Origin of the sequence: Sorangium sp. So ce367 (genome assembly GCF_051520455.1) — a bacterium.
GTDB classification, from domain to species: Bacteria; Myxococcota_A; Polyangia; order Polyangiales; family Polyangiaceae; genus Sorangium; species Sorangium cellulosum_B.
In genome coordinates, this window is the sequence record NZ_CP150334.1 from 265,660 (window position 1) to 278,042 (window position 12,383).

7 protein-coding genes are annotated in these 12,383 nt (G+C 73.0%); 2 read left to right on the forward strand and 5 right to left on the reverse strand.

Going from position 1 to position 12,383, the window contains the following annotated elements; genetic code table 11:
• The first annotated feature begins 478 nt into the window (after positions 1–478).
• Entirely contained in the window at positions 479–2,836 is a 2,358-nt protein-coding gene (locus WME97_RS01075) for an ATP-binding protein (RefSeq protein ID WP_437548752.1), read from the forward strand.
• A gap of 63 nt (positions 2,837–2,899) precedes the next feature.
• On the opposite strand, the gene WME97_RS01080 is transcribed toward WME97_RS01075, so the two are convergent.
• From WME97_RS01080 to WME97_RS01100, 5 genes are all read right to left on the reverse strand, one after another.
• Positions 2,900–4,111, reverse strand: a complete 1,212-nt coding sequence (locus tag WME97_RS01080; protein ID WP_437548754.1) for an ABC transporter permease — start codon at positions 4,109–4,111, stop codon at positions 2,900–2,902.
• 83 nt (positions 4,112–4,194) lie between these two features.
• Complete coding sequence (locus WME97_RS01085) at positions 4,195–7,710, reverse strand: PD-(D/E)XK nuclease family protein (protein ID WP_437548756.1); 3,516 nt, start codon at positions 7,708–7,710, stop codon at positions 4,195–4,197.
• Between the two features lie 48 nt (positions 7,711–7,758).
• Positions 7,759–8,709 carry a hypothetical protein gene (locus tag WME97_RS01090; protein WP_437548758.1) on the reverse strand — a complete coding sequence of 317 codons (951 nt, stop codon included), beginning with the start codon at positions 8,707–8,709 and terminating at the stop codon, positions 7,759–7,761.
• A gap of 219 nt (positions 8,710–8,928) precedes the next feature.
• Entirely contained in the window at positions 8,929–9,186 is a 258-nt protein-coding gene (locus WME97_RS01095) for a hypothetical protein (RefSeq protein ID WP_437548759.1), read from the reverse strand.
• Between the two features lie 242 nt (positions 9,187–9,428).
• Positions 9,429–10,877, reverse strand: a complete 1,449-nt coding sequence (locus WME97_RS01100; protein WP_437548761.1) for a cytochrome P450 — start codon at positions 10,875–10,877, stop codon at positions 9,429–9,431.
• Positions 10,878–11,423: 546 nt separating this feature from the next.
• Between WME97_RS01100 and WME97_RS01105 the strand changes: the two genes are divergently transcribed.
• Complete coding sequence (locus tag WME97_RS01105) at positions 11,424–12,377, forward strand: S1 family peptidase (RefSeq protein WP_437548763.1); 954 nt, start codon at positions 11,424–11,426, stop codon at positions 12,375–12,377.
• Positions 12,378–12,383: the final 6 nt, after the last annotated feature.

The window sequence follows — 12,383 nt, forward strand, 5'->3', positions numbered from 1 at the left end:
GCTGTCGCGCTCACCTGCCGGTTATCGGCCCCGAACATCTGGGTTCGGGAAGCGAGGATGGTGAGCGAGGTGGAGCCCTAAGCCAGCATCGTCATTTCCCCGAGCGCCCCTGCGCCCCCTGCGCGATCGCGCCGAGAGTCGCAGTCCCGCTCGGCGTTGACCCAGACCCAGCCGGTGCGCAGCGGCCGGCCCGGCGATCGAGCGTGATCCCAAGGACCCGCTCGGGCACTCGGTCGCGCGAGGGCGCGCCGCCGCCGGCGCTGTCCGCCCGCGCCCGCGCCTGCGCGGCGCCGGACAAGCTGCCAGGCGGCCGGATCGCCACCAGGCAGCCGGGCATGCGCACGAGCGCCGCGCGCTGAGGAACCCGCCCGGCCGGGTCGCGCCGCCTTCCGCCGCGCCATCGATGCGCGTAAGCTCCGGCGACGTCCGACCGAGCGCCGCCTCGGCCCTCTGCCGAGGCGCCGGTCGCCGTCATCCTATGAGAACCTCCGCGCACAACGGCCCGTCTCCCGGGCCCGCCGCCCGCGTCGATACGACGGACATCGAGGCCCTGAAGCGTGAGCTCGAGCGGCTCCGCGCCGTGGGGTCCCGGGATCGCGGGTGGCTCGACGCCGTGCTCGAGCACAGCCCGCACGGGGTCATCCTCTGCGACGCCTCCGGGAAGCTCGTCCTGCACAACCGGGCGGCGGAGCGCATCTGGGCCGGCAGCGCCTCGACCGAATCGATCAACGACTGGACGCTGTATCGCGCCTTCCACGAGGACGGCCGCCCGTACGAGGCGAAGGACTGGGCCATGGCCCGCGCGATGTCCGAACGGCAGGTCATCGAGAGCGAGGAGACCCGGATTCAGCGCTTCGACGGGACGTATGGCATGGTCCTCGGGAGCGCCGCGCCCATCATCGGGCCTGGCGGCGAGCTCGAGGGCGGCATCTCGGTGTTCGCCGACATCTCGCGCCTCAAGCAGGTCGAGGCCGAGCGCGGCGAGCTCGCCGCGCAGCTCACGAGGCGGGTCGAGGAGCTCGATCGCCGCGCCCGGCTCACCCAGGCGCTGCTCGCGGTCAGCACCGCGCTGAGCGGCGCCGTGACGGTCGAGCAGGTCTCCGCCGCCGTCGTGAGCGACATCCACCGGGTGCTCGGCGCCTCGACGACGATGATGTACACGGCGGACGAGGCGGCCGGCGTCGCGGCGCTCGTCGGCCACTCGGGGCTCGAGGAGCAGCGCACGAGCCCCTACGCGAGGGTGCCCCTCGACGCCCGACTGCCGCTCTCGGACGCGCTGCGGGAGCGCCGCCCCATCTGGGTGGACACGAGGCAAAGCCTGCACGCCGCGTACCCCGAGCTCGCGGCCCTGCGGCCTGTCCGCGACGACGTGAAGGCGCTCGCCGTCCTGCCGATCGTCGCCCACGCGGCGCTGCTCGGCGGCCTCGCGTTCTCGTTCGCGAACGATCGGGCGTGGAGCCCAGAAGAGCGCGAGTTCCTCTTCAGCGTGGCGGCGCAGTGCGCGTCGGCGCTGGACAGGGCGCGCCTCCTCGAGCGGGAGCGCGAGGCCCGGGCGCGCGCGGAGATGCTCGCGGCGGAGCTCGAGCGGCAGCAGGCGACGCTCCGCCTCCTGAGCGAGGCGGGCGCCGCGCTCTCCGGCTCGCTCGACGTCGCGTCGCGGCTCACGCACCTGACCCACCTGGCGGTCCCCACCCTGGCCGACTGGTGCGCTGTCGACATGCTGAACGGCGATTCCATCGAGCGCGTGGCCGTCCACCACTGCGATCCCGCGAAGATCGAGCTCGCCGAGCGCCTCCGGGCGATGTCCCCGCCCCGGCCCGACGCCCCGGCGGGCGTGCCCGCGGTGATCCGCGCCGGTCGCTCCGAGTGGATGGCCGACATCCCGGACGCCGCCATCGAGTCCGCCGCGCTGAGCCCCGAGCACCTCCGCCTGATCCGGTCGCTCGGGCTGAGATCGTATGTCGTCGTCCCGCTCCGGGGGCGCGACCGGACCATCGGCGCGCTGACGCTGGTCCACGCGGAGTCGGGCCGCCGCTTCAGCCAGGCGGACGTCGCGCTCGCCGAGGAGCTCGCCAACCGCGTCGCCCTGCTGATCGACAACGCGAGGCGGTTCCAGGAGGCGCAATCGCTCATCCGCGCGCTGGAGCGGACCAACGCCGAGCTCGACCAGTTCGCGTACGTGACGAGCCACGATCTGAAGGCGCCCCTCCGGGGCATCGCGAGCCTCGCCCAGTGGATCGAGGAGGACCTCTCCGACAAGCTCACCGCGGACACGCGCCATCAGATGGAGCTCCTGCGCGGGCGCGTGCGGCGCATGGAGGCCTTGATCGAGGGGATCCTGGCCTACTCCCGCGCCACGAGGTTCCGCCAGAAGCCGGAGAGCGTCGACCTCGAGAGGCTGGCGAGGGAGGTGGTCGAGCTCATCGCCCCGAGGCCGCCCGCGCGGGTGACGCTCGACGTGCCGCCGGCGACCCTGCGGACGTACAGGGTGCCCTTGCAACAGGTGCTCATGAACCTCATCACGAACGGCCTCAAGCACGCGGGCCGCGAGGACGCGGCGGTCTCCGTGTCCGCCCGGGAGCAGGGCGACAGGGTCGAGGTCTCCGTGTCCGACAACGGGCCTGGGATCGCGCCTGCGTTCCAGGAGAAGGTGTGGGGGATGTTCCAGACGCTGCAGGCGAGGGACAAGGTGGAGAGCACCGGGATCGGCCTCGCCATCGTGCGAAAGATCGTGGAGAGCCGCGGCGGGCGGGCGTGGGTCGAGTCGGACGGCAAGAGCGGCGCGACGTTCCGGTTCACGTGGCCCAGGAGGGAAGAGGCGGAGGGCGCCGGGTAGTCGTCGCGCCCGCCGAGCTGCCCGGGAGCGCGCTGCCAGCGACGGAGTCGGGGGACGAGGTGCTCAGTTCGAGGGCTTCGGCATCTGGAACACCACGCCTTCCTCTTCGGCTTCCACGTTGTTGACGTTCCAGTAGATGGACCCGCAGTCGACGGCGATCTCGAAGAAGTACGGCTGCCCGGTCGTGAGGGTGATCATGTCCCCCATGCCGAGGTGCGCCCTCCGCACCTCGCCTTTCCCCTCGCTGTTCATGTAAACGGTCCAGTAGACGAACTCGTCGTCCACCGCGAGCGACTTGGCGACGGCCTGAGCGTCGACCGTGGTGGTGAAGGGCGGGGCGCTCGGCGCCGCGCTCGTCGCCTTGGACTGGACCGCGCCGTTGGTGTCGGTCACCCAGTGCACGACGCCGTTGGCGAGGACGAGCGTTGTCGGGTTGCCGTTCGTCTCCGCGAAGACCTCGGCGGTCTCGCCGAGCGGATTCCTCGTCTTGCGCAGGATCTGGCGCGACCAGTAGTTGGACCAGTAGACGTGCGTCGCGTCGACGGCGACGCCGATCGGGTGATCGTCGGGGGCGACCAGCTCGGCGACGGCCTGGCTGCCGTCGGCCTTGGCCCGCCAGATGGCTGCGGGCGTCTGCGTCGCCCAGTAGACGCTGTCGCCGAAGGCGGCGATCCGGCCGAAGGCCGTGACCGCCGGATCGCCGTTCTCCTGCAAGGGGACCTGCGCGATCTGGATCGGGCTGGAGCTCGGCGGCTCGATGGAGATCCCCAGCACGTCTCCATTGCTCCAGTTGGTCCACGAGAGCTGCCCGCCCGAGTAGGTGACCCAGGCGGTATCCCCGAAGCCGAGGGTGCCCGGGAGCGTGCGCGCGGCCCCGCCGTCCTTCGGGATGGCGACGATGGCCTGGTTGTTGGCCATGAGCACGAGATCCCGGGTGACCACCATGCCTTTCACGTTGGACCCGAGCTCCCCTTGCATCTGCGTCACCGGGCACTCCCCCACAACGCAGTTCGACGGGGGGCACGAGGGCGTGCCGCCGGCGCCATCGCCACCGTCGCCCCCCGCGCCGTCGCCCCCGTCGCCGCCTGTGCCGTCGCCCCCGTCGCCGCCCGACGTCGTCTGGGCGGAGCCTCCGTCACCAGGTCCGGTGCTCGTCGTCGAGGAAGCGGCGGAAGGCCCCTCCGTGCCAGGCTCGATGCCGAAAATGAGATTGCAGCCGGTGCCCGTCGCCGCGAGCGCGAGCAGGGCGCAGGGCAAAGCGATCTTGCTGTGCATGATGGAGTGTATACATCCCCGGCCACGCCCCCGGCGATCGCGGGCCGCCGTCTGGGGGCGACGCTTCCGTGCGACACCCGCGCTCACGCGAGCCGGCGGAGCTGCTCCAGCCGCCGCCGCGGCTCGATGTCGCGCCGCTTGATCTTCCCGGTCCTGAGCTCCTCGTAGGGCCCGCACACCGGCCGGTAATCGCACTGCGCGCACGCCCCCTCCGCCGGCATCGGCAGGAGGGCCGCCTTGTCGATCGCGTCTCCGATGATCCCCGCCACCTGGGCGGCCGCGTCGCGCGCCCGCGCGTCCAGGTAGATCGGCACCTCCGTGAACCCGCCGGCGGAGGTGCAGTAGTAGAGCCGCCCGGACTCGACCTGCGTGCCCGGGGGCATGAGCTTCTCCAGCGCGAGCGCGTAGAGGACCGGCTGGAGCGTGCCGCCGCCGCTCACGACCGCGTCGCGCGGCGCCCGCGCCTTGCCCGTCTTGTAGTCGGTCGCCCGCATCGCGCCCCACACGCTCCGCTCGACAAGGTCGATCGAGCCCCGGAGCCGGACGCCGCAGTCGAGCTCCACGGGCGCGTCCGAGCTCCCCGGATCGCGGGTGGCGAGGCGGCGCGGCAGCCCGAACGACAGCTCGAAATGGATCGGCTCCCAGTCGCGGTCCTCCGCGGCGCGCCGCAGCCACTCCCGGAGGTCGGCCCGCACCGACGCGATGCCGTCGTCCCAGACGCGCCGGATCGCCGGCGCGAGCTCGTCCGCGTAGCGCGCGGCGACGCGGTCGAGCGCCCGATCGAGCTCGGCCCGCGCCTCGTCGAGCGCTGGCAGGCCGAGCGGCAGCTTGCCCGCGTCGCGGAGGGCGACAAGCACCTCGTAGAGCACGTCGTGCACGAGCCGGCCGCGCTGGAGCGGGTCGAGCTCCTCGATCGCCTCGGGCGCCGGGCGCGGGGCGAGCTTGTGCACGGCGTAGAGGAAGAAGCGGTACGGGCACGCGGCGAAGTGCTGGAGGGCGGTCGGCGAGAACGACCTGCGCCCGAACGCGTGCTTCGCGAGCGCCTCGCGCGCCTCCGCGATCGGCTTGAACAGCCCGTCGGCGCTCGTCCAGCCGGGGATCCAGCGCCGCGCGCGGAACCGGAGCGCCCGCGCGAGGTGGGGGTTGGCGTTGAGCAGGTAGCGCGCGGTGCCGACCGTCTGCGCCTCCGGCAGGCTGAAGAGCGTCTCGAGGAGCGCGAGGTCGTGCTCGGCCGCGTCGATGGCGTCCTCGGGCCGCGCGGGCGCGGGCCAGCCGATGCGCGCGGCGCCGCCCTGCTCGGCGCGGCGCTCGAGCTCCCCGAAGCCGGGCAGCCTGCCCTCGGCCGCGCGCAGGAGCTCGAGGCCGTAGAACGAAGGCACTCGAGGGCGGGACTGATCCATGTCCACGCGCGGGTACGACACGACGAGCCGCTGTCGGGCCGCGCCGACCGCGAGCCGGAGCGCGAGGCGCTCGCGCGCCACGCGGTCGTCGCTCGTGTCGAGGCCCGAGTCGCCCCCGGCGATCGTCCGGCGGAGGGCGTCGCGGAGGATCGGGTCCTCGGTGACCTTCTGCGGGAAGATCCGCTCGGCGAGCCCGGGGACGAAGACCACGTCGAACGAGCGCCCGCGGGCGCCCTCGATGGGCGAGACGAAGAGGCGCCCGTCGCGGCGGGCGGCCGGTGGCAGCACGAGGTCGGTGAGGCGGCGCGAGAGGCAGAGGCGGATCTCGCCGAGGTCCACCGGGCCGACGTGCGCCATCGGCGCGAGCTCGGCGAGCACGGCGAGCACGCGCTCGGGCCGCCGGAGCGCGCGCGTCGCGAGGGCCGAGAGGCGGCGCTGCCACTCGCCGAAGGTCGCGCGCTCGCCCGCGCCGGGCAGCGCCGCGAGCAGCGGCAGCGCGAAGGCGCGGAGGGCCGAGAGGTCCGCGAGCGTCCGTGCGATGCGCGCGGCGTCGCGGTCCTCGGGGGCGCGGGAGAGCGAAAGCCGGAGCTCCCGCTCGAAGCCCGAGAGCCGCGCCTCCCACCGATCGAGTCCGCCGATCACCGCCGCGTCGACGAGGATGCGCTCCCAGCGCCGCGGCGCGCGCAGGGTGCCGTCGTGCACGGGCGCGTCGGGGCCCTGGGCTGTCGGATCGGGGGTCGGGGCTGTCGGATCGGGGCTCTGGCCTGTCGGATCGAGGTTTGGGGCTGTCGGATCGGGGGTCTGGGCGGCCGGACTGAAGCTTTTCGCTGGCGGATCGAACCCGAGATCTCCCCCCTCCATGTCGTCGTCCGGAGGCACCTCGTCGAAGCCGCCGCGCAGGAGCTCGGGGAAGAGGTCATCGTCCGGCGGCACCCAGCGGTCGGCCTCGGGCGCGGCCGGCGGCGGCTCGCCCGCGGGCGTCGCGTCGGGGACCTGCCCGAGCGAGAGGTACTCCGCGAAGCGCGACGCCGACAGGTGCTCGGCGGCGCACGCGAGCAGCGCGAGCAGCGCGCGGCCCGCCGGGTCGGGTTGCACCGAGCCCTGCGCGAAGTGCGCAGGGATCCCGGCCCGGCGCAGCGCCTCGACGAGGTGCGCGCGGTACTGCTCGGGCGCGCGCAGGAGGATCGCCATCCGCTCGAACGGCACGCCGCGGGCGGCCTCGCGCAGCGCGATGCGCGCGAGCTCCACGCACTCCCGGCTCTCGCCGGGCGCGGAGAGGATCTCGACCTCGTCGCCGAGCCCGGGGGCCTCGTCGGTCAGCGGGTCGAACAGGTGCTCCTGCAGGCGCGCGAGCGAGGTGCTGGGCGCGACCGGCGGCGGCTCGTCGCCCGCGCCGTCGTCTGCGCCGTCGTCCACGCCATTGCCCGCGCCGGCGCCGTCGTGCGCGGCCGAGACCGCGGTCAGCGAGACCCGCCGCGGCGGCGATCGGAGCGCCGCCTGCAGGTGGCGCAGCGACGCGGCGTCGCCGGCCGGCACGGTGGCGAGCGCGTCCGGCGAGCGCGCGGCGACGGCCTCGAGGAGCTCGCGCTCCAGCGCGAACCGCACGGGCAAGTCGAGCAGGAGCATCGGCAGCCCGAGCAGCGGGTGGCGCGAGCGGGGGTCGCCGTCGTCCGCGGCCCGGGCGCGCTCGGCCGCGAGGCGCAGGACGATCGCGCGATCGGCGAGCCCAGCGTCGTCCAGGGCGGCGTCGAACGCGTGGGCGATGCGGTCGAGATCGGCCGGCGCGAGCGCGTCCGGCGCGACGCCGGAGAGCCGCGCCTCGTCGAGCGTCCGCGCGACCGCGCGCGGCAGCCCGGGTCGATCCGCGACGCGGGCGAAGCGGCCGAGCAGCCCGTCCTGCGCGAGCCCGTCGAGGGTGCGCGCGCAGAGGGCCTCGATGGCGAGCGCGCTGGCCGGGACGAGGCCGCGCTCGGCGAGCGCCGGCATCGCGAGCGCGGCGGCGAGGCGCCCCAGGGTCAGCCGGTGCCAGCCGAAGGTGGCGCGGCGGCCGCGGATCGACGCGCGCGCGAGCTCGCTCACGGCCTCGACCGAGGCGCCGACGAGGAGCACGCGCTCCGCGGGGCGCCGGCGGCGCAGCCAGCCCACGGCCCGATCGATGCGGGCGGCGGCGCTGGGAGAGGTGATGACGGCGTGGGGCACGGGTGGCTCGGGAGGCGGCGGAGACCGCGGGGAGGTGATGAGCGACGCTTACGAGCTCGGCAGTCTGCCGTCGGCTGGCATCGCTCCGCTCAGGTCCGGGAGCACATCGGCGATCGATGCAGCGACGATGGCCCGCTCAAGCCACCGCTCCAGGAGCTCAGGATCCTTCTCGATCAGGATCCGCTTGCGCAGGATGTCCGGCACCGCGATGCCGCGAACCCGGAGCGCGGTCAGCACGGCACGCGCCGCCTCCTCGGCGCGCCCCTGGTTCCGCCCCTCGTCGCGGAGCTGCTGCGTGTACTCCTCGAACCAAGCCCGGATCGCTGCGCTCACATCGTCCTCCTCGTCGGTTGTGGGCTCCTGTTGGTCGAACCCGAAGTGTAACAGCAGCGGCACGGCGATGCTCTTCTCCCAGGCATCGCGGGGCAACGCCGCCAGATCCGCCACCGCTTCGCGAAAGCGGCGGCCCGAGCCGAGCAGCCGCAGCAGCAGGGTTGCGCGCGTCCGGGGCAGCTCCGCGAGCACCACCACGCGCATCGCCAGGCCCGGCACGGCCTGGTAGACGCCAGCCTGCACCGGCTCGCACCGGTAGGCGTCGAGCACCGTCTCGGGACGCCCCGGGCCGATGACGACCAGCGCAGGGAAGGCGACCGCCGGCTGCGGCGGCGTGTCGGTGTCCTCGTCCGGCGCGACCGAGCGGGCTGCAGAGCGGACGCGGCGCTCGAGCTCGTGATGCCACGTGAGCTGCTTGCGCAGGCAGTGCCGGACCTGACGAAGGCTCGGCGTGCCGTTGAACGGTTCGAACAGGCTCGGCTCCGCCGAGAGCTCGCCGAGCAGTCCCATGGCGGCGCGTTCGGACTCCCGCGCGGGATCAGGCACGCTGTAGACATCGATCTTCTGTGTCGCCGCCAGCACCTCGACCTCGGTCTCGGCCGCCGAGGCAAGGCTCAGTCCGTCCCGCAGCAAGCTCTTGGTGAACTGGTCGGAGCGGTTGTGCACTGGCGCGGGACTCTAATCGAACATCGCGGCATGTCCAGCCTTGTTCGATGCGAAGGGGCGAATCGGAGAGCCGCAATTTGGACTGCGAGAGTGGAGCTGTGCACGTAATGCAGCGTGCGAGAACAAGCGCTTACCGGAAGGCAGAGCAAGTCGTGTGGAAATCCTTGTCAGCCGCACGAGATTTCCGGTCGGCTGTGGGGAATGAGCACGACGCCCGGTTCAGGGCCTTCCAGGCCAGTACCTGACGACCGTGTGACAGTCGCCGACCTGCCAGCCCTTGGCGGCATCCCAGCGGAGCTTGAACACCTCCCCGCTGGCGTCGAACTCGTCATCGTATTCGCCTGCGGTGACCTGCAAGAGCTCCGCGTCCGGGCCCGTGCGGCGGAAGGCCGCCACCTGGAGCCGCGCGCTGTCGCCGGACGAGTAGCGGAGCGAGGCCTCCGAGAACGCCCCGAGCTCCGTTAACGGTACTCCCACCTTCGTGCAGCCCCGTTTCGTGAACGGCTGCAGCTCCCCTATCTCCGGGAAGCCAGCGACGCGGACGGATGGCCTGAGGAGCCATCCGAGCGCAAAAGAAACGACGGCGACACCGAGGACCAGGAGGTAGCGCATTTTTGCGGATTGGAAGGAGGTATGCACGTCGTGTCCCGATGGGCTCAAGGCGTCTCTCTCGGTGGGCTCAACCCCAGCATCGCCCCGGAACGAGGCTCGATGGGAGGTCAGCGGCGGCGGGGGGTGAAGCGGACGAACAGCCCTTCCGGCTTCATCGTGAACCCGAGGAGCTCCTTCACGGGCCGCGCCGGGTCGACAAGCGATACATCGAAGTCGCGCACGACCATGGCGCCCACCATCGCGCTCTCGACCATCGAGAGCGCGCGCCCGGGGCAGACCCGCGGGCCGCTGCCGAAGGCGAGGGCGGCGCGCGGGTCGTGCTTGCCGGCGCCCGCTGGCCGCGGGGTCAGCCAGCGCTCGGGCATGAACGAGGCCGCGTCGTGGAAGTGCTCCTCCTTCAGGGCGATCTGCCGCGTCAGCAGGATCATCCGCGTCCCCGCCGCGAGCCGCAGCGAGCCGACCACGGTGTCCGCGCACGCCTCCATGAACAGGATCGGCGCCGCGGACTTCAGCCGCAGCGTCTCCTGCGCCACCGCCCCGAGATAGCGCAGCCGCTGCGCGTGCTCCGGGCTCTCGGGCAGGTCCGCGTCGCCGAGCTCGGCGTCGACCTCGGCCCGCATCCGCGCTTGCACGTCCGGACGCAGCGCCATGAAGTGGAGCATCCAGGCCATCGTGTCGGCCGTCGTGTCCTCCCCGGCGAGCAGCAGCGTGAGCACGTTGCCGAGCACCTCCTGCTCCGATAGCCGCGCCTTCGGGTCGTCGGCGTCGCGCGCCACGAGCAATGCCTCCAGCAGCGAGCGAGGCGCCGCGGCCCGCGCCGGATCCCTGTCGAGCTCCGCGCGCGTCGTCCGGAGGATGTCCAGCATCCGCGTGCGCACCTCCGAGAGCGCCTGATCGAGGGCCCGATCGGCGGGCAGCTTGACGTGTCGCCAGTACGGAAATGGCGCGAAGATGCGGCGGTTGAGCGCGGCGAAGACCGTCTCGAGCTGGTGCGACAGGGGGTCGGTGCCGCGCTCGACGAGGTTCATGTCGAGGCCGAACGCCACCGCGGTGGTGACATCCACCGTGTAACAGGCGAGGTCTCGCCGCGCGTCGACCGGCGCCCCCCGCGCGGCCGACGCGCGCCATCGCTCCCGGAGCCGGCGGGTGATCGTGGCGAGCGTGCCGTGGCTCTCGCGCAGCTGCCCGGCGGTGAACGCGCTCATCACGAGCCGCCGCTGCCGCGTCCACTGGTCGCCCTCGGCGGAGAAGACGCCGCCGAAGCCCATCTCGTCGATGAGCTCCTGCAGCGGGCTCCAGCGACGGAACTCCTTCGGCCGCTCGCGCAGGATGCGCTGGACGAGCTCGGCGCTGCCGATGACGACGACCGGCGTGCGGCCGAGCCAGAAGGTGTAGAGATCGCCATACTTGCGGTTCCAGCCCTCGAGCGTGAGGTGGAACTGGGTCGGCCGGATCTCGAGGAGGTTGCCGAGCAGCGGCAGCCTCCGCGGTCCTGGGAGCGTCGATAGATCGCGCATGCCCGCTGAAGGGGCGACTTCTGCTGTGGCGGTCTCCATGGTCTCCTTTCGAGAGAGCGAGAGCGGTCAGCGCCGGCGCCGCCGCGGTCAAGGTGCAACGTAGCTCGTCCTTTCGTGTGCGTGGGCGCTCGCCGGCGCGCCGGCATCGCGAGCGCGGCGGCGAGGCGCCCCTGGGCGAGCCGGCGCGTGACGAAGGTGCGCGGCGGCCGCGGCTCGACGAGCGGGCGAGCTTGCCGACGGCCGCTGCCCCGCCCCCGGTCCTCCGCTGTCGTGGCATCGGTGAGCGCGCGAGGGCCGCGACCGCGGCGCCATGGGCCGCGATCGCGGCGCCATGCCCTCTCCGGAGCGGAGCGAACGTCCGCGCCGTCCCTCCAGCGGTGATCACTCCGACGAGATCCCCCCGCTCGCGCGCCATTCCAGGAGTCTCCGCCGCGCCCCGCGGCCGACTCGCGCGCTCACCGAGCATGGCGCTGGCACTGCGCTTGTTATGCCCCCCGCGCGCCCACGGGTCCGAGCGGCGCCGAACCGTGGGCGCCTCCGCAATCCGCCGCTCTGGACACCATTTCTGGACGGAAAGGTTGCAGTATGAAGAATGCCATCCCGATCGCGATCCTGTGCCTCGGCGGGCTCGGCTGCGCGGACGCACCTCTCGGGGGCGACGGCGAGCAGCCATTGCTCACGTCCCAGCAGCGCATCGTTGGAGGCGCTGTGGACACGACGCACGCCTATGTCGTGGGCGTGGGCAATCGGAACCGGGCGTACTGCAGCGGGACCGTCATCTCGCGGCGCACCGTGATCACGGCGGGACATTGCCACGGCGCGCTCACGCGCGTCTTCTTCGGCCCGACCCTCGGGCGGCGGTCGGAGAGCGTGCGGATCGAGACGTCGAGGAGGCACCCCGCCTTCGATCCCGCAAGCCTCCAGAACGACCTTACCCTCCTCCGGCTGGAGAGCGACGCGCCCGTGCAGCCCGCGCCCCTCCTGCGCGAATCGATGGAGAATACCACCTGGTACGTCGGGCCGGACTACACCTTCGTCGGTTACGGTGTCTCCGACGGGGTCGCGGGGACGGGGTTCGGCATGCGCCGCGCCGTGACGTTCCCGATCGTGGCCGTCGGCCCCGCCCAGGTCGGCGGGACGCCGGGGACGATCGACGCGACCCAGTTCTATTACCAGGTCCCCGACATGAACACCTGCGCCGGCGACTCCGGAGGTCCGGCGTTCCTCGTGCGCGGGGGCGTCGAGCGCCACGCCGGCGTGACCTCGTTCGGCGACGACCCCTGTACGCTGGACGGGGTGCAGGCGCGCACCGATCTCGACCAGATATCCCGCTTCATCCAGCCGACGATCGACGAGTTCGAGCCGGACAACCCGTGCCGCGCGGACGGCCTCTGCGAGGCGGCCTGTGACGTCGGGCCCGAGATCGTCGACCCCGATTGCGCCGATCTCCACTGCGGCCAAGATGGGGTGTGCGCCCTCGCCTGCGCGTTCCCGGCCGACCCGGACTGCGCGCTCCGCACCGGCGTGCAGGTGAGATGACGGGAC